The organism is Dysgonomonas sp. BGC7 (assembly GCF_001261735.1).
GTDB lineage: Bacteria > Bacteroidota > Bacteroidia > Bacteroidales > Dysgonomonadaceae > Dysgonomonas.
This window is the reverse complement of record NZ_CVRP01000031.1, coordinates 1-23,752: the sequence shown is the minus strand read 5'-3', so window position 1 is coordinate 23,752 and position 23,752 is coordinate 1. Positions and strand designations below refer to the sequence as shown.

Below are 23,752 nucleotides of genomic sequence, written 5' to 3'. Positions count from 1 at the left end.
AGGACGAGACAACTTGCTTTAGGGGTGACAAATCACGACAGCACCCGACAAATCACGACAACTTATTGATTTACTTTGTTTTATGAAAATAAGATTATATTTTCGTTAGTGTTCTTAATTTTCTAATGAAATATTATTCTTATATGACAGATTTATTATTTTCCCAAAAAGTTGACGAAGAAACTTTAGATCAATTAGAAAGTTTCTTGAATCAAATCAGTTCACTATGCGATAAGCATAATGACAAGTCGTTAAATGAATGGCTGGATGCACAGGATGTATGCGAGATTCTTAATATCCAGCCAAGGACCCTCCAAACTTATCGTAACAACGGTAAAATTGGCTTCTCCCAGATTGACCGCAAGATTTTTTATAAGCCTTGTGACGTCCAGAAAATATTAAACTCCAATAACTCTAATTCTAAAAAACAAAGACATGTCTGAATTAAAAACATTCAACAAAAAGATTGCTGACTTACATGTATTGATCGAAAATGTCAAATCAAAGATTGAAAAGACGTTTGGTCATTATAAACCTTTGTTCAACGGTGAAAGATATTTGACAGATTATCAATTGTCTAAAAAAATGAATATTAGCCGCCGTACACTACAAACTTATAGAGATAAAGGATTATTACCTTATATCCTCCTGGGTGGAAAAGTCTTATACAAAGAGTCTGATATCGAAAAATTACTGGAAGAAAATTATTTGAGAGCGTGGAAAAGGTGCTAGTGTATCCTTTTTTCTAGTATGAAATTAGGGGAAAGAGTTGTATCTTAATGATACAACTCTTTTTCGCATTTATGATGCAAGGACCTCTTCTCTGGATAGCCCGGTGTAATAAATGATCTGTTCTATTGGGAACTTATCTTCTTTCATTCTCCTGGCTGTATCTAACAACTGTAAATAGATATCATAGCCTTTTTTTATCCGCTTTGAAAACTCATCTGTATTCATCAAGCCGCGTTCAAATTCTCTCATCTCCTCACCAATCTTCTGCTTGGTAATCTGGGCATAGATTTGTGTTGTGGTGATATTGGTGTGTCCCAACATGCCGGAGATGGATTCAATACTCACTCCATGGCTTAAAGCCAGAGTGGCAAAGGAATGCCGACTCATATAAGTAATACACCGTAAAAGAAGCGTATGCAGATGTTAGAAGTAAAAACGTAACAAGTTTATACTTAGCAGATTTGCCGATTTAGGCACAAATCACCTAAGCAGATTTAGGAAGAGGTTCAGTAACCAAATCGTTAGCTACTCAGTTACCAAAATAAAATAGGTAACTGGAGATAAGCTGAAGTCTAATAGGATGATTCTATTTCTTTGATTTACTGATCTTTGCGTAATAAAGAGCACTTATATAACCGGTAACTTTGCCTAACGGCAAAGTCCTCAAAATTATAAGTGATATGAAAGTAGAAAAGTTCAAGGTTTTGCTCTACCTCAAAAAGAGCTCTCCCGACAAATTAGGTAAGACTCCAATTATGGGGCGTATTACTGTGAACAGTACAAAGGTACAGTTCAGCTGTAAGCTATCCTGTAGTCTCGACTTGTGGAATCCACGTGAGAGTCGTCTAAATGGTAAGAGCCTAGAAGCAGTAGAAGCTAATAAGAAAATCGAAAAAATACTGCTCGATATTCATTCAGCTTTTGATAGTCTAGTGGAACGCAAGAAGCCATTCGATGCTGAGGCAGTCAAGAATTTGTTTCAGGGCAACATGGGAGCACAAATAACCCTGCTTGCTCTTCTTACCCGACACATAGAAGAATTGGAAGCCCGTGTTGGGATTGACGTTGCTCCAACGACTTTATCGACCTACGTCTATACGCACCGTTCATTAGGTAAATTCATCCAAAAAAAGTTTAAAACCAAAGATGTTGCATTCGGACAACTAAATGAACAATTTATCAGAGAGTATCAAGATTCTGTATTGGGCGAACAAGGCTATGCGATGCAAACCGTTCGCCACTATTTGGCTATTCTAAAGAAAATCTGCAAGATTGCTTTCAAAGAGGGAATCTCTGAGAAGTTGCATTTTGCCTATTACAAACTACCCAAACAAAAAGAAACTACTCCCAAAGCTTTAAGTCGAGAGAGCTTTGAAAAAGTACGGGATTTGGATATACCCCAAAAACGTCCTTCAACCCGTTTTACAAGAGACTTGTTTCTTTTTGCCTGCTATACCGGCACTGCCTATGCCGATGTCATTCGCATCACCAAAGAAAATCTTTTTACGGACGAGGAAGGAAGTCTTTGGCTAAAATATGCCAGAAAGAAAACGGACTTTCGGGCACGTGTCAAATTATTGCCCGAAGCCATTGCCTTGATTGAAAAATACAAGGATGAAAATAGAGATACGCTATTTCCGTGGCAATCACCTGAAATGGTAAAAGCCAATATGAAAGGTTTACGGGTAATGGCAGATGTAAAAGAGCCGATGACCTATCATTCCGGGCGCCACTCATTCGCAAGTCTAATCACTCTCGAAGAGGGTGTTCCCATCGAAACGATCAGTAAAATGCTGGGACACGGTAATATTCAGATGACACAGGTTTATGCCCGTGTTACACCCAAGAAGCTATTTGAAGATATGGATAAGCTTATTGAAGCAACCTCTGATTTCAAATTAGTTCTTTAATTATAAACCCAATTAAATAGAAATAACCATGCGTAGTACATTCAAAATATTATTCTATATCAACAAAAACAAAGTAAGAGCAGACGGAACGACAGCCATTCTTTGTCGAATCAGTATCGACGGAAAACCGATTGTTGTTACAACCAGCATCTACTGTCAAGCAGAAAATTGGGATGCTAAAAAAGGAGGTATCAAGAACGAGCGAATCAGTAATCAATTGAAAGCCTTTCGCCAACGGATAGAACACACCTACGAGCATATTTTGGGAGAGCAGGGAGCTATCAGCAGTGAGCTTTTGAAAAATACCATAGTTGGTATAAATTCCATTCCGACTTCTTTACTTGAAGCAGGCAAAGTAGAATTGGAACGTTTACGGCTTCGTTCGATAGAGATAAACTCAAGGTCAAGTTATAGAGAATCCAGACTTATGCAGGGCAATCTACAAGAATATATCTGTTCTAAAGGAATGAAAGATATCGCCTTTGATGCCATAAGAGAAGAGTTCGCAGAATCATTCAAGCTATATCTGAGAACAATACATAATCGAAAGAATTCGTATATAAACCGAGCTTTAACATGGCTGAACCGACTCATTTATATTGCTATTGACCAAGAAGTATTGAGAAGTAATCCATTAGAAGATGTGAGATACGAAAAGAAAGATCCGCCCAAGCATCGGCATATAAACAAATCCGATTTGAAATGTATTATGGAGAACCCAATGGCGGATGAACGTTTGGAGTTAGTACGCAGGGCTTTTATATTTTCGTCACTGACGGGGCTTGCCTATGTGGATATGCACCGCCTTTATCCACATCATATAGGTAAAACGGCAGCAGGTAGGCTCTATATCCGAAAGCGTAGGGTAAAAACCAATGTAGAGGCATTCATTCCTCTTCACCCAATAGCTGAGCAGATACTAATGCTTTACAATACCACTGATGATAGTAACCCCGTATTTCCTTTACCCGTCCGAGATATGATCTGGTATGACATTAATCAAATCGGAATTACTACGGGATTGAAAGAGAATTTGTCGTACCATCAAAGTCGCCACAGTTTTGGAACATTGGCGATTTCAGCAGGATTATCCATTGAGAGTGTAGCCAAAATGATGGGGCACGCTAACATTAGTACCACACAAGTGTATGCCCAAATCACAGAACAGAAAATATCGAAGGATATGGATAAACTTATGAAACGAAGAAAAATAATGCAAAACAAAGAAAATCAAATTGTTTAATTATGAGTCAAACAAAAATAACAATCTCCGATAATGGAAATATAACTATTCCAAGCGAAACCAGCATGACTATTGCAGAAATAGCTGAACTGTTTGGTATTTTCCTTCAAACTGTAAAAAGAGAGGTTCGTGCGATTGAAAAATTGGGTATTGCAAGTGGTGATGATTCATCATCTTGCATAGTTGATGGAAAGAATATCTACCCTTCTTATTATGGATTGGATATGATCATAGCCCTTGCTTTTAGGGTGCAGTCCTTCAAAGCGGATATATTTCGCAAGTGGGTAATCAAAAAGACAGCCAGAAACAACATAACAACGATTCTCGTATTGCCCTTGCAGAATATGATGCCGAACTAAAAATAATACCCCGAAATCATCTGGTTTCGGGGTATTTGATTAAACATTGTGAGATAAATAGCTTTAGAATTATTCCCATTCTTCACAATAATTCTTTTCTAATATTTTCTGTATATCGGACTCCCGATACAGAGATTTTCCTCCAAATCTAAAGTATGGGATTCTTCCTTCGCTTCGGTATTGTTGTAATGTCCTTCGGCTTACCTTTAGCCGCTCCGAAACTTGTACATCAGTCAGAAATCGCTCTCCGTTCAACGTCGGCTTATAGTTTGTCAATATATTTTCCAGTTTGACCAATACCTTGTCGAGTGAACCTAGCAATGTTTTTATCCGCTCATTGCCTCTTGTTATAACTTCACTGCTCATTTTTTTTGCTTTTTTAAGTTCGCAATAAGTTTCTCCACATCTTTTGGCTTGTAATATACCTTTCGGTCTATCTGGGTGTATGCCAACTTACCTGTATCTCGCAAGGTCTGCAATGCACGAGGGCTTATATCCAAAATTAAACATACGTCCTGATTATCCAGCCATTCATTAAGTTCTTTGCCTATATGCCTTTCACATAACTGGTCTACCTTTCGAACAAATCCTTCAAAACCTTGCATCAGTGCTTCGAATGTTTGGGCTTCAATATACATTATCTCCATAGTAATTTACTTTTTTTGTTTATACTATGATTACGGGGGTAGCAAATATAAGTCATTAAAACACAGCACACATCATTAATCTACAGACTGGTAGCTTTAGGCTGTACTTGTCTATACCTAAAACAGAATTTTGAGTTTTATCGATCAGCAAAATATAACTTTGTCATTAAAACTATGGGAAAACTGCTATTAGAGAAATTTTCTATCTTTACAAAAAAACAATATTATGGCTATGAATAAATTTGATAGAGAATATCGCTATCATCATATGGGTATCCCTACTACCGAGGTACGCCCCAATGAAAAATTCAGTGAAGCTTTTGGGATGTACACATCAGATGTAGAAGGCGATTTCAGAATACAATATCACCGTTTCACAGATGATAGTCCCTTACATCCTTTAATAAAAAGTTTGCCCCATGTAGCTATACAAGTAGATAATTTGGAAGAGGCTACAGATGGTTACGAGATTCTACTAGGTCCTTACGAACCTATTCCAAACTATCGTGTAGCCATTATCAATAATGGAGGAGTACCCGTAGAATTAATTGAAACCTCCTTAACTCCGTCTGAATTATGGGGTAGAGCCAAAAGTCAAAAAGACTTGGATACAAGTAAATTGTAAAAAGATAGTGTTCTATTTTGGAGTTAGTCAAACATATTTCAACTTCTACGGATGGATATTACAATAAAGCAAGATAGGTGAATTACATTCTTTATTTTTTGAATAATTTAGCCTGATGGATTCAAAAGAACTTAGTAAACAAGAATATACAGCACGGATTAATCGTGTGATGGACTATATAGGACAAAACATTGACCAGCAGATCGATTTGGCGGTCATGGCTCAAGTAGCTTCGTTTTCTCCTTATCACTTTCATAGAATATTTACAGCAATGGTAGGCGAAACCCCTAATAATTTTGTTTCACGTATCAGGCTAGAAAAAGCCGCTCAACTACTCACCGACAACCTGAAATCTACTGTTAGTGATATTGCTTTTCAATGTGGTTTTATCAATGCTTCTTCATTCAGCAGAGCATTCAAAACTTATTTTGGATTAACGACCAAGGAATTTAGAGAACAGGAGAAAGCAATATATACAAAGAATGGTGTCAGATATAGCAAGAATTGCAAAGCAGTAAGCAAGATCGGCAAACATCCACAACAAGTAAATGATCAATTTTGCAGTGTCGAATTTAATCAAATAATTATTATGAACACGAAAATTGAAATTAAACAAATGCCCGAATTGAATCTGATCTACTGTCGTCACATGGGTGCATTTAACATGATTGGACAGGCATACGAAAAACTTTTCCGTTGGGCAGCCCCTCGTGGACTTGTGACACCGGAAACCAAAACGGTAACAGTCTATCGTGACGATCCATCAATTACAGCCATAGAGAAAGTACGTCAAGATGCCAGTATTATTGTCAAAGGGGATGTTAAAGTAGAGGGTGAGATTGGCAAATCTACTATCCCTTCTGGAAAGTATGCAGTTGGTCACTTTGAAATTAAAGAAACCGAGTTTGAGGAAGCATGGAACACCATGTGCTCTTGGTTAACAGAGAGTGGCTATCAGCCGGCAGATAATCCCACTTACGAATATTATCACAATAACTACAGCGAAGATATCGAACATAGATTTATTGTTGATATCTGTATTCCCGTGAAACCTTTGTAATATCCCATTTTCTTAATTTATAAGCCTGTGTCTAAAGATGCAGGCTTTTTTGCATCTATAATATTAAGGTTATACTCTTTCGATAGCTTCAAGAACGAGTAAACGGGATTTTTTCTACCTGTTTCATAATTTCTTCCCCATTGAGCGAAATGACATCAGAGCCTAATGAGTATTCGATTTCAGTCGCAAAGGTATTTCCGTGTTCTTCACGCTGCCGCAAGGTCAAGCCCTAAAGGGTTTGTCGAAAAATCTTCCTCTTTCCCTTCTTTGGTTCTATCCGGGCGAGCGTATTTATTCGTCAAAACCTTGCACAGCTAAACACTACCCTTTTTTAAGCTTCTGAAACTCGAATACTCCTCACCGGCTCCGATACGGCATAGCGTTAAAAAAAAGGTCAGAAATTATGAAACAAACGGCAGAAAAAAATAGGAAACAGCGATCCACCTACCTTCCAATTAGCATAGGTTGGGTTTTGAAAATAGTCTTAATTATCGTGGGTTATTCCTTATGGGGAGCAGGGTTTATTTGGGCTTTGGTGGGCTTGTATCTCTTCTATGATGTGATTCGGGGTATTCTCTCCTGCTTACTGATGTTGGGTGCTGTAATCACTCTTATTTATCTCATGCTGACTTATTTATAAACATTAAAACGCAAGAATTATGAGCAAAATATTTTTATTAGGTGCAAACAAAGAAATAGACAGAGCCGTGCAAGTGGTAGAGGTCAACCAAGTTATCCAAATGGAGGGGTACAGCTATCACAGCTATGTAGTGTATGATATTACAAAAAATCAATGGGGTATCACTTACAAATTGATAAACCTAACTACTAAAGATTTTCATACTGCCGACATCATTCGACCATTGAAAGAAAAATTCGGCATTGGTTTCTATTACGATAGCGACAACCCTCAATTTATGGACAGCTTTGAAGTAGCAATTCTTTTGCAAGAAGCACAAGCCAAAGCAAATGCAGAAGCGGACGAGGAAGAAAAAGAGCGTATCCGAGTGGAGGAAGTAAAAGCAATCGGAAGCAAACGTTTTGCCGAGATACTCCCCGAAAATGCTTTGGGCGTTATTGTGGCACGACTCAAACGAGACGAGAGCGACAGCCAAACCGACTACTTTACATCAAAAACGACACGAACTGTTATTCTAGGTTTTTCGACTCACAAAAGAGACATCTTCTCAGAAATGCGGAAACACGCATCCAACTTCGAGGAAACAACCTATTTAGCAGAATACAATGCAGATTACGAACATCGGGAGAAATACTCAATGGGGGCAGGGTATTATTTAGGAGAGAGCAAATATAGCGGATGGATAATAGAGAAATGCCCCATCTACCAAAGAGAAAGTACAATCAAAGAATTTGCCTACACCGCAGGAGATGAAGATAATATTCGCATCAAGAAGAATGATGATGTACCACCACCAAGCGACAACAACGGTACAAGCAAAGCCAATTGTACACTCGTAGACTACTCAGCCAAAGCCGTAGCCGTATTCGGAGAAACAAGAGCCATCAAAGACGAACTCAAAGCGATGGGAGGAAAATTCAACAGCCGATTGACCTTCAATGGTAAAAGATTGGCAGGATGGATATTTTCAAAATCACAAGAGCAACGCTTAGCGTACTATTTCGGATTGAATTAATCATTTTAAATAAAAGGTAGAATATAATGACAAAGAATAGAAAAGTAACAGCCAATCCTATTACCATTGATTTTAGAAATTACGGCAAAATAACAATCCCTAAAGGTGTGTTAGTGACGAATGAGACAGCAATGGGAATAGATGACAAATACAACTTTGTTGATGAATTTGATTGGATTGACACTAATTACCCTCTAGTAGCACGATCATTAAAAATGGATGCTCAAAATTATGGAATAAATATACCCAAAGAACATATAATCACACTAAAAGATGAAAATATTTAAAAGGGCAAATCTCCCCGAACAAATAAACTATAATGGCAAAATTTATGAAGTCAATATTGAGTTAAGTGCATTGTATTCAATTGGTAGAACAAATAAGTTACCCCATGATGCTATAAAAGTCGAGGTTTTAAGTCGAAAACTAAAAAGCAAAACTGACATATATAATAGACCTTACAAGCCCTCGATTTTTATTTTCACTAGCATAGATTCCGAGAAGTAAAAGTTACTCACAAGGGCAGAACATACCTGCCCTATAAAACCCGAAGAAAATGACAAAAAAGAAAATATCATTCAATAATTTCTTGAAAGGATTACTATACAACGACACTTCAATGGCAGAATATTCTTTGTACGTTGCTGATTACTTTGAGCAAAAAGCATATATAAAATTATTTGGCGAATATGAAGCTAAAGAAAATAACGATGAAGAAGTGGATGATGATGAAATCTACCAAATGTATCTCAAAATGTTGGAGAGCATAAAACGACAGTATCCAACTCTGTATAAGAAAATGGATAAATATATAGACGAAAATTATTAAACAGAAACAGAATAAGCCGTATTCACAAGGGGCAGTAACCCTGCCCCACAACACCAAAAGACATGAAATCAACAAATCATTTTCAAAATACGATAAAGGCATATTTAGACAAACGTGCCGAAATAGATTTACTTTTTTCGTTCCGTTATTCCTTACCCGAAAAGAAGTTAGAAGACTGCATAACCTACATTCTGAACCAAGTACAGAAAAGTGGTTGCAATGGTTTTCACGATGATGAGATATTTGGCATGGCGGTACATTTCTATGATGAAGATAACATCGAAATCGGTAAATCGATGCACAATGCACAAGTAGCAGTCAATCATGTGGTAGTATTGACAGCCGAAGAAAAAGAGCAAGCACGACAAGATGCCATCCAAAAGGCACAGGACGAAGCCTACCGAAAAATGACACAGCCAACTAAGAAAGCCAAAAAAGTAGCATTAACAATTCAACCAAGTTTGTTTGATTTTTAAATTATCAACCTATGAAACCAAAGAATAAACTCCAAAAACAAGTCGTAGAAGCAAGTAGAACATTGCCCAAACTTACGAAAAAGCAAATCCAATGGGGATACGACCACGTTATCCAATATGTTGGACGAAGAACCGATAAAGGCATTATTACTTGTACCAAGTGTGGACAGTCGTTTGAAGGGATGGGGGAATTATCAATAAGCTTATTGGGTTGCGAGTGTCCGAATTGTCAATCAAAATTGATAGTTAAAACGACCAAGAAACGCACGTTTGACGATAGCTATTATATGAACATCATCACGGCACATAAAGGCTATCAAGTGATACGCACCATCATGTTCAGCTACAAATCCAAGATAGGAGAACCCACAAAACTCAGTTATTCGGAGGTTATGCAACGTTGGATTGCTCCCGATGGCAAATACTATACTTTTGCCCGACTGCGACAAACGATGGGAACGTATTGTATTGATTCATGGATATTCCATACCCCTTTGGAACTAAGAAACGAGAATAGCAACAATAAATTTTGTATAAATGTCTATGATAAAATAGGAAGTCTAGGAGAAGTTTATCCACGTCAAAAACTCATACCCGAACTAAAAAGAGCAGGATATAAGAAAGCATTATACGGACAAAGACAATTAGACCTATTTCGCACTCTTTTGAGTGACAGCAGAGCCGAAACACTCATCAAAGTAGGATATACCAAGCTATTGGAACGCATTATGAATACGGGATGGAAGAATATCGACAATTATTGGCAATCCATCAAGATATGTATTCGCAACGGATACAAAATCAAAGATGCAGTTCTTTGGTGCGACTATATAGATATGCTCCGACTCTTTGAGAAAGACCTGTACAATGCTAAATATGTTTGCCCGACCAATCTCAAAGCAGAACATGACAGATATGTACTCAAGAGAGCCAAAGCCGATGCACAAGCAGAAATCGAAAAACAGCTTGCAAAAGAAGCCGAATACAGAGAAACCAAAGCAAAATTCTTTGGACTTGTATTTTCGGATGGCACTATCAGTATTCGTGTATTGGAGAGCGTTGCAGAAATTATAGCGGAAGGACAGGCTATGCACCATTGTGTAGCAGGCTATCATTCAAAAGCCGATTCGCTGATACTTTCGGCTTGTATTGATGGCAAACGTATTGAAACGATTGAGGTATCTATATCTCAACTCAAAGTTATTCAAAGCCGTGGAGTATGCAATAAGAATACCAAGCACCACAACAAGATAATACAACTTGTAGAGCAAAATATATCGCTCATTGAAAATCGATTAGCAGCATGATGAAAGAAAATATTTACACCTTGTTTGTTGGCTTCCGAAAATTAGGAGAGTCCAAATCGATTTTGGAAGCCAAGGAATTTGCCAAAAGTAGCAATCTGGCAGGAGCTTTCAATCTCATTGGGAAGAATTATAGTGATAGTTGGTATGTATTTAAATCAGAGGTAAAAAACAATGAAAATTAAAGATATTACAGGAAAGACAATCGAAGTAACTCACTTGAATAAGGCTATCAAGGAATGCAGATTGTGCCGAAGTAGTCCATTTAGAATGGATTCGGGGCATACAGTTGGAGAAAACTACACATTTATGCTTCGACAACTGGAAGAATTAAAACATAAATCAAAAACTTGACGGCGGAGAGAAATTTCCGCCGCTTCTTTTTCCATGAGCCGTTAGCAGGACTTTATGCGGAGAAAAAGAAGCAAAAAGCCGACAGAGTCCAATATATTATGTAAATAAATGAAGTAGTAATAATGGTAAAGATTGTAACTTTACTCTGAATGTTTTACCTTTAATTGATGTTTTATTTGTAATGAGTCATGCCAAGAACAATTATTGATATACAATCTATTTCTGAAGCAATACCAAAATATCGAATATGGTATCGTTTTTATGATGATATTTTTATTTCAGTTATCTGTTCAGAGAATAGAAAATCATATATTCGAAGAAAAACAGCGTTTCAAGGAGTAAAAACGGATAATCCGATGTGTGCATGGCACTCAGATTGGCAATATAAATGTATTGAATATAATTATGGATTAGAAGCTGGAAATATCCGGACGTATGAGGTTGTGGTAGAACATGAAGGAGAAATGCACCGAATTGATAGCCTTGTAAACACTACAGCTATAGAGTTTCAGCATTCATTGGAGGTTTCTCTAAATGAAATTGACTCTAGGTTTATAGCTCATGAAGCACTAGGCTATACACCATACTTAATATTGGATTTTACAGATTTTTCTTCTATCGCTACCTTTTCTAAGTTTACTGATCTTTCTAATAAGAATCTTGAATTTTATATGGCATCATATAAAAGCAATGAGTTTATTATATCTTTTCTTAAAAAAGTAAGGAAGTGGCTTAATTCAAAATACAAAGGAAATCTGTTTCTTGATTTTTCAGATCAAATTATCAGATTAACTCCGCATCTCAAATGTAAAGTTCTAAAATATAGTAAAGAAAAGTTTATAAAAAATCTCTTATGCCTTGAAGATGATATTCAGAATGAATTGACTAAAGAAAAAGAGCAGCTTGATTTTGAAAAAGTACTAAAAGCACACGAGAAGGAAAAAGCTGATGCAGAAAGAGCTGCTGAAGTTAAAAGAAAGATAAAGGAAAATAGAGAAGAGGTCAAAAATAGTAACCGTTTCTCTTGGTATCGGAAATGTTTGCAGAACAACTTAGTTACAAGAGCTTTACGCAGTTTTTTAGACTATGAAACGTATGTAAAATATCAATTTTATGAAAGTAAGGATGGCAATATTTCTCGTAAATATCATGTATATAATTTATTTCCTTCTGCCTATTTTGATCCAGTGGTTGAGATCCAGTATGTCGTAAACAGTATGAGTAAAGATGATCGTTATGAGTTTTTATATTCGGAAATCAACTTAATAAAAAAAGAGAGAGAAGGTTTTTTGCGTTATGTCTTTGAACAAAAGCCAAAACAAAAAATCCAGTTTAAATCTAAGCGATTAGAATATGTTAAAGGAGTATTACACTCAACAAGTTCTCAAGCCCTATGTGTTTATAATGAGAAAGGAAAGATCATTGCAAATGAGTATTATTTATTTAACACTAAGGTTACAAAGGAAGAATGGGATTTTTTAAGTACTTATTATGAAATTGGAGGGTTCCCTGACGATGTGAGTGATACTCAAAAGTTAGCTTTGAAGAATATTATGGAAGTAATTGAAAGGAATGATATACATGACTTTCGACGATATTTTTATCAAAATGACTTTCCGATGAATGTTCGAAAAAAATATTATGATAAAATCCAAGAGCAAGAGCCCTTAAGAGCAAAACATTTATAGCAATATAATATATATCAGAACTGAACTATTTGTTTTTATTCTATAAAATTGTATTTCTTTTCAACTAGCACTACCTTTCCCGTTTTATAAGGGTGTACAGGAGGAATATATAAATCAGCAAAGTCCCATTTAGGGAGTTTAGATATATTGAAATATTTAGACATTTTGTCCTTCCAATAAATATTGCTATCTCCGAATTGAGCCAAAAGTAAAATTACAATAGCAGAAATAGAATCAATCGCATTTTCTAAAGTAGCTTGTTTGTAGTTATTGATTCTGTCATGTTTTATCTGGTTATAGGCATCATACCACTTTAACGATTGGGTAGGTTTATTCGACTCCCATATATTAAATGGCATTCTTGCTCCTATTTCAGGATACCTCATGAACTCAATTTCGTATTGATCTAGTTTTAGAGGTGTTTTAAGTTTTATATAGTCATCCGTTTTGTACATTTTCTTTGTTGGATAGTCATTTGCCACAAGAATATTTTTACACATTGAATCAAACTCAGTACATGCCAATATAATTAAATTACGAATTTTGTGTCCATAGCAAATCATATTATGTCCCGTTGGTTCGATCGTTTGAAAGATAACAGACAAATCCTCTAAGAGCAATTCTAGCTGATTTAATCTGGATAAATATTCGACTTCATTAAATAGAGTGACCTCTGTAAATAATACATTTTCAATAGCTTCTATATTCGTAAATCTCATATTATTCATTTCATATAGAAATCTATTTGAAATGAAAGGTCTATATATATTCGGATAGTATTCGCCAGCATCTAGAAATGATTTTTTAAATATAAAAATAGCCCCTTCTCTAGCTTTTAGATCAGGATATTTATCACATAAAATGCTTTTTATAGCTTTTTCTGTTTGTTCAGTTACTTTTAAGTAGCTATCGTTGTTAAAGTCTTTAGTTAATAGAAAGTCAACTTTTGTAGCAGAATGTGTTTCGCTATGCAGAGTATATCTACATATGCCATTATTCTCAACTTGTATTATAGCTTCATAAACTAAATTTGAATTATCATTAGTCTTAGAATAGTTGCATAATACGATATAATATCCATTTGTCATCCTATTTTTAATTTGTTGCAAGTTATTAAACAAAAAACATTTGCCATATTACCGCTGCTATTGCAGCTATAGCAGCAACAATACCTGCAATAACTCCAGTTTTAGACCACTTGGATTCAACATGTTTTTTAGAAAGATTTACTCCCTGTTCATCAAGATAACTGATGAAATTATCTTTCTCGCTCTGAAACCATTTAATAAATTCAGGTATATTATCTTTACTAAAATCTGGCACAAATTGCAAACTTCCATCTTCTAGGGAAAAACTCCCATTTTTTATCTGCAAATCAAATTTTTGGCTCTCTTTAAACCATTGTTTGAAATACTTTCTAAGAGTTGGTTTATCCAAATCTATTAACTTCTCAGATACAATTATATCAAGAAAAAAATCTGCTTGTTCAACTCTTTTATCAACCTTTTGGTCTAAGGATTTCTTAAACTCTTTCTCATCAAAAATAGGATGTCCAAAATTTGTACTTTTGGTTTCTCTCTCAAGTAACATATCAATTGACGAGATATTTTTTTCAACCATCTCTCTCCCTTTTTCTGTGATTTTATATATACATTGTCCTCCCAATGTGGAATTATTCCTGCCTTGCATAAACGTAACTAAGCCCAATTCCTCAATAACAAATTCTAGTGTTTTAAATTTTTCTTTATTGTGTGTACTTGGAACTTGTTTTTTTTCAATGCCTTCTGCTAGAGATAAAGGAGTGGAGGATTCATAAAGTGCCTCTAAAAATAGGTCTATGTTTTTTGCTTGTTCAAAGATATTAGTTTCCATTAAATGTCTTACTTAATTAGTTTGATATAACAAATATATCTATTTGATCTCATTAGAATAAATGGTGACGGCTTACATTCGTGGTGCAAACATCATAAGATTCTAGATCGAAACTGTTAGTACACACTACTAGCTTATTCTCAAAATTTAGCATAATCCAATTTATAGTTTGTCTCTTTCATAAAGTTTTATAAAAATAAAATATGCAACCGAATATAGGGGATCAGAACCTCTTCAAGAAATATTTCAAATGAAAAGATGTTTAAGATATTCCATATTTGTTACCCTATCTGTGTATTTATTTCTCGCTTGAAAGCCATCGGATTGGCTATATACGGATATGAGCTGGAGACACCTCCAGTTGTAACTGTAATTGTTCCAAAGTTGAATATTCGCCCTAAAACACTCTGTTTAATGTGTAGACCTTCACATTTAGCTAATACCAGATCTACAGCTCTGCGACTGATTACTCCCGTTTTAAGTACCACTCGTTTGTTAGTAACTGCATAGGAAGAACCTACTTTTATTAGTATTCTTGATAATAGTGACACAATTTCAAAAAACAAAATCAGCAAGCCAGCATAATGAGTCATAGCGGATATCTCTTTAGGGCTTGATGCTAAAAAAGCACCAATAAGCAACAATATAATTGGCTGTACAAATAGGAAAAAATGCAGTTTTGCAACATATTTTATTTCTTCCCCGGATTGTAGATTTTTTTGTATGTAGTTCATAAGCTATTGATTTATTTCAAAGTTAATAAGTTTCGTTCATTTATAATGCTCAACTGGAGTCATTTTTTTCTAATTTTCTCCTACTTCTTGTATTTTAAATTCATCATTTAAGACCTCAAATAACAAGTAGCACCAACCTATCGGATTCAAATAACGTCTCCCTTTCCTTATTTCATAATGCAAGTGGCTACCCGTTGCTATTCCGCTATTGCCGACACAAGCAATTTGTTGAGTGATTTTGACTCTATTCCCCACATTTACCAATATCTTGCTTAAATGTGCATAGAATGAACGAAAACCTCCAGCGTGCTGAATCTCTGTAAAATAACCATATCCCGAATCATAACCTATGGCGATCACTATTCCGTTGCCTGTGGCATAAACCGGAGTTCCTTTAGCTTTCGGAATATCAATTCCAGTATGGAATTTTCGTCTTTTATAGCATGGGTGCTTCCGCATCCCGAACCCTGATGAGATATGTTCTACTTTTTTTATCGGAAATATTACGGGATAGTCGGACAATTCATCAATAGTCAGTTGTAAAGAATCCGCTATTTGCCAAAATTCTGTGATAGAATAAATCGGCTTTGTACATTGTTCTATTTGTGATTTTCTATTCGATGAATTGATCTCTTGTGCCGATACTGATAGATGAAGTAACGCTATCAATAGGATTGCTATATATTTCATTGTCAATGTTAAATATGATAAACGCCCAAAGAATATTCGGGCGTTTATCTGGTTATTAACTATTCAATTTCTTCACCCCACAGTTCAACATCTGTAGGAGCAGTTACATAGGCATAAATCATATTTACCCAAGTAACTATGTATGAGATTACCATCATCGTCATCATGGCTATTCCGCTTCTATTGGTAAATCTTCCTCGTCACCTCGGTCATTTTGGAAAGAAAACGTCTTTTGAACCACCTGCCCGAAACTATCTTCGATATAGACATCTATCACTTGTTGGTCAGTGCTATGAGATGTGTAATACATCCGAAACGTTTCCTTTTCCAACAGATATAAATCGTTTGGTAGAAGTATTGTTCCATTATCGAGTTGTAATTGACCTTTACCATCTACTTGAAAATACCGGATGTAGAACTTAGAATCTTGGAAGTTACCCTCCTTTACAATCTGTGCACGGATTTCCGCCACCTCTCCCTGAATGATTTTTTTCTGAACTGGCATACAAACCAGATCAAATGCGTAAACCTTATTAATATCCATATCGCTACTACAGGCTGAGGCCAGCAGCATTATCACTGCCAGCCACGCTGTTATTCCGAAGAAAGTTTTTATTTTTTTCATTTTGTATTGTCTCCTAATTGATTATAAATTTGATTCCTACACCGAACTGCCCATGAAAATGCCCCGTGGAATTGCCCCACAAGATGCGTTCCCGCCCTGTAACAAGCAATACAACACGGTCAGTCAGGTACGTTTCAATCTCTAATGTGATAGCTCCACCATAGATAAAGGCATCCTTATGTTGAAGTGTAGAACCATCATATAAAGTCTTTTCGCCCCAATTCGATGTTTCATAGCCTGCAAGAGCAGAAACACCCAAAGAGAGAAAAACTGTTTTGGACGGATCAGTTAGAAAATTGTAGTAATAACCTCCTTCAGCCGTGAACTGAGCTATTGGTAATCGTTTTTCCCGATAGGGATAATAGCGTTCGAGATACTCTGCTCCAAACACCCATTTGTTGCTATTCTTGGCATAAGTCGCCATTGCCACACCAACATAGTATCCCGCTTCATTATCGTTTTTGGACGAATAGATTCCATCCACCATACCACCTGTTAGTTGTATGCCTCGCATACCCGACAGTGAACGTTGAGCGTATGCTCCGCCCGAAAAGGCGAAGCACAACACAACTATTAACATTATTATTTTTTTCATGATTATATCGTCTATATGTTAATAAAAAGTCTGTGACTTTTATTTCACTTTCAATTCGTTGATAACCTTTGCTCGAATCAGATCGGCATTATCCAAAGTAAATCGCTGATGGCGTCCACCTTCCTGTTCATTTAGTTCCACAACCAACATTTTGTCATCGGGAATCGTAAACTTCGCCAAAGTAAAAATCATACGTTCTGTTTGTTGTCCACCTATCAGCATCAAATTATTGTAGGCACGAAGTGGCCAAATCACCTGCTCCTGAATCGCAGTACGTTTGGCTACTTTTTTATCTACAATCTTAAAGGTGATAAAGTCCACATTGAAAGGTACATTAGAAGAATTTTTCAGTTGCAGATGAAAATACAATAGTCCGTTATGGGTATAAATACCTTTCAGCGTGTGCTGTATTCCGAAACGTTTCGAGCCGATATGCTTTATCTCACGGTCATTGTTCTTGTGTATAGACTGCATAATTAATTTGACCAGCAAGGGTGATTCTTGTCCCAATTCCTGCATATATACCGCCAAAGCATTGTTCGGGCGATTGACCACTTCGCCATCATGCAAAAAGTCTGTCATCTCAACAGATAATTTTACAGGTTCATCTGCATATTTTACGTTAAAAGTATAATATGCACCATCTTCTGTAATAACGGACAAGTTACTCTCCCGACTGAAATCCCGCAAAGCTGCTTTCACTCTCAATACATTGTCCGTGCCATCCGCTTTTGCTGCGAGAAGATCTGCCGACCCTAAATCGACATAGCGTATAGATGATGGGAATATGAGATGAACGGTTTTATTGAAAGTAACCTCCAGAGCATAAGGCGATATCATTCTATCGAAGGTCAGCGGACGGGTAAAACTCTCGTAATAGTCACCTGTTGTCGGTTTGGTATGCACCACAATAGTATCTTGGGCTACTTCTTGTGCATGGGCTGTAAATACACTTACAGCAAGCATTAATATAAAAAAGATTCGTTTCATATTCGTGATTTTAAATTTGTTAAACATTAATTTTTTAGTGGTTTTTCTTGTTTAATTTTCTTTGGGTAGTAATAGGAGTTTGTAGTTTGCTTTGAGGGTAACTTTTACTACACTCATCTTTTTACTGATATATTGTGAAGCCCCTTGTATCAAACCTTTACCCATATCGGCAGCCAGTTGTGAGCCTGCATTATCCGAGATCATAATGCTTGTCCCTGCTGATGATGCCAACGTAGAAGCTACCTCTTTAGCTGCTTTTACCTCGTCATTGTTGGGTACAAAGATCCCTGATTGACCATCCATATCGTACACTTGCAGTTCAACCGGAATAATGTTTCCTGCATATTGAATGGAATTGATCATTACCTCCAGACGTTCGCCACCAATACGACAAGCTCCTGTTACCAAAGTATTGGCAGGGATCAGAATATTACCTGCCCGCATTGGCTCTAAAAGACGAAGTTGTACTTCTTTGCCGTTGGTCAGGGTTACAGTTTGGTTGACACAAGCACGGATGCTGTTTTTATCCTGTATTCCCTCATTACCTGCGGCAGTGAGAAAACTCCTATTTCGGGGCTTGCTGTATGAAGCAATAAATTCATCATTAGACATCGGAGCAGCCAATAGAGATACAACATTGTGATGCACTTGTTTAACGGGTTTTACCTTAACCTTATCGCCTGTGCGTGTCACACTTACTTCTTCTACCTGTTGTTCTCCTGCCTGCATAGGCATATAGCGTGCTGCCATCTGGTAAGATTTCTCAAGCAAAGCGGTCTGTTCGTCCTCTTCTGCTTTTTTCGCTTCAGATTCTTCCTGCTTTCGTTCCAATTCCTGAATACGCTGTTCCATAGCTGACTGCGATTGTCTGCCTGTTTCAGCAGGCTTTTCGTACCAATCACCCAATTGCTTGTTGATATCCTGATAAGCCGTTGCCGAAGATTGTATTGCACGGGGAGCTGAACTTCGGGGCTGTTCTGCTTGCAAAGAAGTATTGTAGGCATTGTCCTTTTGTTCATAATTGCTTTGCTCGGTATCGTTGAACATAGAAGAAAAATCCTGTAAAGACTTCATTTTCTCTTGTTCCTTTTGCCGCATCGCTTCCCGTTCGTAAGCATCCCGCTTGCCTTCCACAATGCCTTCGTCTTTGGGTACGGGTAGTTCGGCATTGAATCCCGTGAGTCCTACCACCTGCTCTTTCCCATCATCCGACGGAGCAAAGATCAGCCACATCGCACCACCGAAGATTAAGAAGAATAGAGGCATGATCAACAACTTCTTTCGCTTTTGTCTCTCCGCCATTGAAAGCTCTTGCTTTGGTGCTTTCTGAGGTTCTTTCTTCTTTTCCGATTTCTTTTCTTCCACAGTTGGCTGTACTTCTGGAATAGTTTCGGGAGAAGTTTCTTTATTCAAATCTTCCTGTTCCATTATTCTACTGATTTTAGATTGTTAATACTATCTCGCTGTTGTTCCACTTGTAGTTTCAGCGATTCGATCTGCTCTATCCGCATCTTTTCTGCCTTATTTTTACCGAAATTGTAAATAGAAGAAAAAGTCATGTAGATGGATAATCCACCAAAAACAAAGAACATCGCTATCACAAGGATAATCCGTCTGTCGGGAGTCAGCCTGCCGAGTATTCCCCGCAGACCCTCCTCCAACCATCCATTGATATGTTTCATTATCTTTCGTATCATAGCTTTATCTACCTTTCCGATATCCGAATATCCCGATTCTCCACAATCTCGAATTTCTCCATCGTGAAACCGTGAGGGTTATTATCCGAGCGTACCGAGTTTATCAGATTGCAACGTGTGACCAAACTGCGTTCGGTGACATTACTCTCCCGAATAATCATTTGTTTGGCATAAGTTACCGCCTTGTAAGGGTAGCTATCGAAATCACAAGCAATACTGTCCACCTGTACGATCTGATTGATATTCCCCGACACGATGCGGTTGTAGTACCCTTTTTCTGCCATGTCCTGATAGTATTTGAAAGCCGATTTATCGACAAGGAACAATGCTCTGTTTACATTACTTTCGATGGCTTTCTTATCGGGTGAGAGAGTGAAAAACAGCTCATGGAAACGCTTGACGTGCTCTCGTGCTTCCACAGGTCTGTTTTGTGTCATATCTTGGGACAAGGCAAGCATTAAAGACTTGCCACCGTCCAATACATAAATACGCTGGCGTTGTGCTTCGGCAAAGTTGTACGACGACCATACCGAGTAACCCGTAATGGCGGCACACATACAGACAAAGACAATGCCGAACAAACGTATTTGTTTGAATGATGTTTCTATATTTTTTAAACTCTTGAACTCCATGTGTTCGTTTTATTTTGAATTAATAAATGATACAATGTGGCTGCCTATTTTTTCCCCATTAGACGACCGGCTACATTTCCTGCCGCAGCTCCGGCAACACCTCCTGCCATTGCAGCCCCTTTACTCGCCATTGTGTTTACTCCGCGTGTAGCACTACCGCCACCTGCCTGAATCACCCAACCCGCCACGCTCGGAATAGAGAAATATCCTATAATTCCTATGATAAAGAATATGATATATACTCCGTTACTGGCATCCGGCACATAGGAGGGATCTCTTAGCAGGTCTATATCCATTTGCAGCATCAATGCCTGAATTTTGGACAGTACAGCCGAAAACAGATCAGCAATGGGTAACCACAGATAGACCGAGATGTAGCGTGAAATCCAATTGGTCAGTGTGGATTGAAAACCATCATAAACAGAGAGGGCAAATGCCAGCGGCCCTAAGATTGACAGCACCACTAAGAAAAAGGTTCGCAGGGTATCAATCGTAAGAGCTGCGGCATTGAATAGCAGTTCAAAGAAATCCCGAACCAAATCCCGAAAAAAGATTTTCATATCATACCAAAGCCGTTCGCCCCACATACTTACTATTTCGGCAGCATCGGTAATACCGAGTTCTTTCATCTTTTGGTCGTACACCTCATCATCGACCAGCCATGCCTTTCCTTCACGTAGCCGGGCATCGTACTCCAGTTGCTCTTTCTCCGCTTGCAGGGCGTGTACATCTGTCATTTGTGTCTCCAATATCGTATGTGTTCCTTTTACCACAGGCGACATAACAGCGTTGATTGTACCGAGTACAAAAGTTGGAAAGAACATGATACAGAGTCCGATAACAAAAGGCCTTAGCAAGGGATATACGTCTATCGGCTCTGCCCGTGCTAAGGCTTGCCATACACGGGAAGCAACATAAAAGAGAGCACCGAGTCCGGCTATCCCTTTGGCAACACCTACCATGTCGCCACAAAGGGGCATCATATCCTGATACAGATTCCGTAGAAGTTGATGCAGGTTGTCAAAATCTATTGCAAGCAGTGTCATGATTACCAATATCTATCAGATGGATTACCATACAAACTTTGCACTCTCGCCAGATCGCCTTTTTCCTGACTTCGGATAAAGGAAACGGAGATGCTTTTCTTGGAAAAATAGCGGACAAGGTTACGATGTTCGAGCATCTTGGCATGTATCTCATCTATGATTGACATACGCTCGGCATCGGTCATCGAAAGCCCATTCGAGATGGAAACGACATTTTTTATATCCGCAAGCAGATTGCCGCTTTCGTTCAACAGTTTGGCATATCCGCTCGATATGGCTTCCAATTCACCGACGCTAAAATTTCTATCGGATAGCATCCTGTTGAAATTGGAAGAATAGATCTGGGATATTTCGCTGACCAATTCTACTGTTTCCTTTACTTTGCGTGCATCCTTAATCAGACTGTGTACCGACTGCAATTTGTCGTAATACTGTTTTCCCTGATCGTATATTTTTTGCATCTCTTTAAAGGAGTTAATCACATTACTGGCGGTTGTGGCTGTTTTAGAAACCGTCATAATATTTTGTGCCAGATTGGATGGATCAACCACCGTCCATTGTGCTTTTGCCTGATAGGTACATAGCCCCATAAATGCCATAAGGCAGAAAAGTATCTTTTTCATATTCGTTATTTTTAATTGTTATTACTCGTTTACCGTCCGAAGGTCGGAGGTAGCCCCTAATGGACTAATCCTCCTCCCGGACATACTCTCCGAAAGCGGAAAGGTGTAAGACCTCTTGCTCCCGATTGTAAGTAATTGTGATACGCTCGTACAGTTCAATGTAATGCATCCTGAATACATTGTAGACCGTACAATCACAGACCACCAGCGGGTTGTTGTAAGTAATGCAAAGCCGGATACCACCTCCTCCTTTTCGGGAGATATTGCGATATATTCTTATCGCAGGTGCACCTTCTCTACTTACCCAACGCCCCGTAATCTCCCGCATGGAAAAATCTGTAGAAGTGGAACAAGGATCGGTTATATTACATTGACTGAACATAGCTTTTCGTTTTTTACTTGCGTTTACTTTCTGCTATTTGTTTAATAGCCAACTCAATATTGCCATCCAATTCTTCGGTTTTCTTTGCAACCTCCAGCTTCTCTGTCTCTTCCGTTGTGAACGTAAAATATTCTTCCAAGCTCACTTCTGTGGCATATACAGCGGACTGAACACCACCTAATCCAAACCAGACTTCCTTGTATTTTCGGTTCGGATTGTTGGACATATTGATGGATAGCACCTGACTTTTTTCTTTTTCGGTCAGCCCTAAGAGAGCTTGGATGCTATCAAATTTATTCATGTACTTACGCTGGTCTAAGAGAATCTTACAGTCGGAGTTGTTGATGATGGACTCCTTAACGATAGGTGATGCGATGATATCATCCACCTCCTGAGTGACAACGATTGCTTCTCCAAAGAATTTTCGAACGGTCTTAAAAAGGTACTTAATGTACTCTGCCATACCCTCTTTAGCAATCGCTTTCCATGCCTCTTCAATCAATATCATCTTTCTGATTCCCTGTAAACGACGCATCTTATTAATGAAAACCTCCATAACGATGATCGTTACAATCGGGAACAAAATTTTGTGATCTTTTATAGCATCTATTTCAAAGACAATGAATCGTTTAGATAATAAATCGAGCTGTTTTTCGGAGTTCAGCAGGAAGTCATATTCGCCACCCTTGTAATAGGGTTCAAGTACATTGAGGAAGTTGGCTAAGTCAAAATCTTTCTCCCTTACCCGTTTGGCATCGAGGATAGCAGCATAGTCCAGTTTGACAAACTCGTAGAACGTATTGAATGACGGCAAAACAGATTCGTCTATTTTGATACGTTCTATATATAAGCTCACCGCATTGGACAGAGCTACCTCTTCCGAACGTGTGGGAGGTTCATTATCCCGCTTCCACAAAGTCATTATCAGGGTTTTGATACTTTCTCTTTTTTCGATATCAAACATCCCATGTAGGCTCGGCACTC

32 protein-coding genes and 1 pseudogene are annotated in these 23,752 nt (G+C 37.8%); 16 read left to right on the top strand and 17 right to left on the bottom strand.

Going from position 1 to position 23,752, the window contains the following annotated elements:
• Positions 1–125: 125 nt before the first annotated feature.
• Positions 126–443 carry a helix-turn-helix domain-containing protein gene (locus BGC7_RS17475; protein ID WP_369799106.1) on the top strand — a complete coding sequence of 106 codons (318 nt, stop codon included), beginning with the start codon at positions 126–128 and terminating at the stop codon, positions 441–443.
• On the top strand, positions 436–732 hold the full coding sequence (locus BGC7_RS17470; protein WP_050702885.1) for a helix-turn-helix domain-containing protein: 297 nt from the start codon (positions 436–438) through the stop codon (positions 730–732). Before BGC7_RS17475 ends, BGC7_RS17470 begins: the two co-directional genes overlap by 8 nt.
• 69 nt (positions 733–801) lie before the next feature.
• On the opposite strand, the pseudogene BGC7_RS18005 reads toward BGC7_RS17470, so the two are convergent.
• A pseudogene (locus BGC7_RS18005) lies at positions 802–1,122 on the bottom strand (tyrosine-type recombinase/integrase); the annotation flags it as partial.
• 290 nt (positions 1,123–1,412) lie between these two features.
• On the opposite strand from BGC7_RS18005, the gene BGC7_RS17460 reads away from it, so the two are divergent.
• From BGC7_RS17460 to BGC7_RS17450, 3 genes are read left to right on the top strand one after another with little or no spacing between them, the layout of a single operon-like run.
• On the top strand, positions 1,413–2,642 hold the full coding sequence (locus BGC7_RS17460) for a site-specific integrase (protein ID WP_050702883.1): 1,230 nt from the start codon (positions 1,413–1,415) through the stop codon (positions 2,640–2,642).
• Between the two features lie 28 nt (positions 2,643–2,670).
• On the top strand, positions 2,671–3,885 hold the full coding sequence (locus BGC7_RS17455; protein ID WP_050702882.1) for a site-specific integrase: 1,215 nt from the start codon (positions 2,671–2,673) through the stop codon (positions 3,883–3,885).
• A gap of 2 nt (positions 3,886–3,887) precedes the next feature.
• Positions 3,888–4,244 carry a hypothetical protein gene (locus BGC7_RS17450; RefSeq protein WP_050702881.1) on the top strand — a complete coding sequence of 119 codons (357 nt, stop codon included), beginning with the start codon at positions 3,888–3,890 and terminating at the stop codon, positions 4,242–4,244.
• 69 nt (positions 4,245–4,313) lie between these two features.
• Here the strand turns inward: BGC7_RS17450 and BGC7_RS17445 are convergent, their stop codons facing one another.
• Positions 4,314–4,610, bottom strand: a complete 297-nt coding sequence (locus BGC7_RS17445; RefSeq protein ID WP_050702880.1) for a helix-turn-helix domain-containing protein — start codon at positions 4,608–4,610, stop codon at positions 4,314–4,316.
• Entirely contained in the window at positions 4,607–4,891 is a 285-nt protein-coding gene (locus tag BGC7_RS17440) for a helix-turn-helix domain-containing protein (protein WP_050702879.1), read from the bottom strand. Before BGC7_RS17440 ends, BGC7_RS17445 begins: the two co-directional genes overlap by 4 nt.
• Before the next feature lie 232 nt (positions 4,892–5,123).
• Here BGC7_RS17440 and BGC7_RS17435 point away from each other — a divergent pair, with 232 nt between their 5' ends.
• The 11 genes from BGC7_RS17435 to BGC7_RS17385 all read left to right on the top strand — a co-directional run bounded on the left by BGC7_RS17435 (position 5,124) and on the right by BGC7_RS17385 (position 12,882).
• Positions 5,124–5,516, top strand: a complete 393-nt coding sequence (locus tag BGC7_RS17435) for a VOC family protein (protein ID WP_050702888.1) — start codon at positions 5,124–5,126, stop codon at positions 5,514–5,516.
• A 115-nt stretch (positions 5,517–5,631) separates the two neighbouring features.
• Entirely contained in the window at positions 5,632–6,576 is a 945-nt protein-coding gene (locus BGC7_RS17430) for an AraC family transcriptional regulator (RefSeq protein ID WP_050702878.1), read from the top strand.
• Positions 6,577–6,979: 403 nt separating this feature from the next.
• Positions 6,980–7,216, top strand: coding sequence for a hypothetical protein (locus tag BGC7_RS17760; protein WP_082206823.1), 237 nt, complete (start codon positions 6,980–6,982; stop codon positions 7,214–7,216).
• A gap of 19 nt (positions 7,217–7,235) precedes the next feature.
• A complete protein-coding gene (locus BGC7_RS17425) occupies positions 7,236–8,231 on the top strand; it encodes a hypothetical protein (RefSeq protein ID WP_050702877.1) in 996 nt (331 codons plus the stop codon).
• Between the two features lie 26 nt (positions 8,232–8,257).
• Positions 8,258–8,518: a hypothetical protein gene (locus BGC7_RS17420; protein WP_050702876.1), complete on the top strand. Its 261-nt coding sequence runs from the start codon at positions 8,258–8,260 to the stop codon at positions 8,516–8,518.
• A gap of 269 nt (positions 8,519–8,787) precedes the next feature.
• Positions 8,788–9,060 carry a hypothetical protein gene (locus BGC7_RS17410; RefSeq protein ID WP_050702874.1) on the top strand — a complete coding sequence of 91 codons (273 nt, stop codon included), beginning with the start codon at positions 8,788–8,790 and terminating at the stop codon, positions 9,058–9,060.
• 62 nt (positions 9,061–9,122) lie between these two features.
• Positions 9,123–9,536: a PcfK-like family protein gene (locus BGC7_RS17405; protein ID WP_050702873.1), complete on the top strand. Its 414-nt coding sequence runs from the start codon at positions 9,123–9,125 to the stop codon at positions 9,534–9,536.
• A gap of 11 nt (positions 9,537–9,547) precedes the next feature.
• Positions 9,548–10,843 carry a PcfJ domain-containing protein gene (locus BGC7_RS17400; protein WP_050702872.1) on the top strand — a complete coding sequence of 432 codons (1,296 nt, stop codon included), beginning with the start codon at positions 9,548–9,550 and terminating at the stop codon, positions 10,841–10,843.
• Positions 10,840–11,025: a hypothetical protein gene (locus tag BGC7_RS17395; protein ID WP_050702871.1), complete on the top strand. Its 186-nt coding sequence runs from the start codon at positions 10,840–10,842 to the stop codon at positions 11,023–11,025. Before BGC7_RS17400 ends, BGC7_RS17395 begins: the two co-directional genes overlap by 4 nt.
• Positions 11,015–11,194, top strand: a complete 180-nt coding sequence (locus BGC7_RS17390) for a hypothetical protein (protein ID WP_050702870.1) — start codon at positions 11,015–11,017, stop codon at positions 11,192–11,194. Before BGC7_RS17395 ends, BGC7_RS17390 begins: the two co-directional genes overlap by 11 nt.
• A gap of 188 nt (positions 11,195–11,382) precedes the next feature.
• Complete coding sequence (locus tag BGC7_RS17385; protein WP_050702869.1) at positions 11,383–12,882, top strand: hypothetical protein; 1,500 nt, start codon at positions 11,383–11,385, stop codon at positions 12,880–12,882.
• Between the two features lie 35 nt (positions 12,883–12,917).
• Here BGC7_RS17385 and BGC7_RS17380 read toward each other — a convergent pair whose 3' ends face one another.
• The 14 genes from BGC7_RS17380 to BGC7_RS17320 form a co-directional block, all read right to left on the bottom strand.
• A complete protein-coding gene (locus tag BGC7_RS17380; protein WP_050702868.1) occupies positions 12,918–13,970 on the bottom strand; it encodes a hypothetical protein in 1,053 nt (350 codons plus the stop codon).
• Positions 13,971–13,995: 25 nt separating this feature from the next.
• The gene (locus BGC7_RS17375) at positions 13,996–14,754 is read right to left on the bottom strand and encodes a hypothetical protein (protein ID WP_050702867.1); all 759 of its coding nucleotides are present in this window, start codon (positions 14,752–14,754) and stop codon (positions 13,996–13,998) included.
• Positions 14,755–15,035: 281 nt separating this feature from the next.
• A complete protein-coding gene (locus tag BGC7_RS17370) occupies positions 15,036–15,488 on the bottom strand; it encodes a PH domain-containing protein (RefSeq protein ID WP_050702866.1) in 453 nt (150 codons plus the stop codon).
• 69 nt (positions 15,489–15,557) lie between these two features.
• Positions 15,558–16,178, bottom strand: coding sequence for a M23 family metallopeptidase (locus tag BGC7_RS17365; RefSeq protein WP_050702865.1), 621 nt, complete (start codon positions 16,176–16,178; stop codon positions 15,558–15,560).
• Between the two features lie 169 nt (positions 16,179–16,347).
• A complete protein-coding gene (locus BGC7_RS17360; protein WP_050702864.1) occupies positions 16,348–16,803 on the bottom strand; it encodes a DUF3872 domain-containing protein in 456 nt (151 codons plus the stop codon).
• 13 nt (positions 16,804–16,816) lie between these two features.
• On the bottom strand, positions 16,817–17,398 hold the full coding sequence (locus BGC7_RS17355; RefSeq protein ID WP_050702863.1) for a conjugal transfer protein TraO: 582 nt from the start codon (positions 17,396–17,398) through the stop codon (positions 16,817–16,819).
• Between the two features lie 39 nt (positions 17,399–17,437).
• Complete coding sequence (traN, locus tag BGC7_RS17350; protein WP_050702862.1) at positions 17,438–18,388, bottom strand: conjugative transposon protein TraN; 951 nt, start codon at positions 18,386–18,388, stop codon at positions 17,438–17,440.
• Positions 18,389–18,439: 51 nt separating this feature from the next.
• Positions 18,440–19,816, bottom strand: coding sequence for a conjugative transposon protein TraM (gene traM, locus BGC7_RS17345; protein ID WP_185112998.1), 1,377 nt, complete (start codon positions 19,814–19,816; stop codon positions 18,440–18,442).
• Entirely contained in the window at positions 19,816–20,085 is a 270-nt protein-coding gene (locus tag BGC7_RS17340; protein WP_050702861.1) for a TraL conjugative transposon family protein, read from the bottom strand. Before BGC7_RS17340 ends, traM begins: the two co-directional genes overlap by 1 nt.
• Positions 20,086–20,093: 8 nt before the next feature.
• The gene (traK, locus tag BGC7_RS17335) at positions 20,094–20,717 is read right to left on the bottom strand and encodes a conjugative transposon protein TraK (RefSeq protein ID WP_050702860.1); all 624 of its coding nucleotides are present in this window, start codon (positions 20,715–20,717) and stop codon (positions 20,094–20,096) included.
• A gap of 44 nt (positions 20,718–20,761) precedes the next feature.
• Entirely contained in the window at positions 20,762–21,763 is a 1,002-nt protein-coding gene (gene traJ, locus BGC7_RS17330; RefSeq protein ID WP_050702859.1) for a conjugative transposon protein TraJ, read from the bottom strand.
• A 2-nt stretch (positions 21,764–21,765) separates the two neighbouring features.
• Positions 21,766–22,386 (bottom strand): DUF4141 domain-containing protein, encoded by a 621-nt coding sequence (locus BGC7_RS17325; protein ID WP_050702858.1) that lies wholly within the window; start codon positions 22,384–22,386, stop codon positions 21,766–21,768.
• Positions 22,387–22,450: 64 nt separating this feature from the next.
• Positions 22,451–22,768, bottom strand: a complete 318-nt coding sequence (locus tag BGC7_RS17755; protein ID WP_082206822.1) for a DUF3876 domain-containing protein — start codon at positions 22,766–22,768, stop codon at positions 22,451–22,453.
• 13 nt (positions 22,769–22,781) lie between these two features.
• Positions 22,782–23,752, bottom strand: a 971-nt coding sequence (locus tag BGC7_RS17320; RefSeq protein WP_157258772.1) for a TraG family conjugative transposon ATPase, incomplete at its 5' end; no start/stop codon positions are given.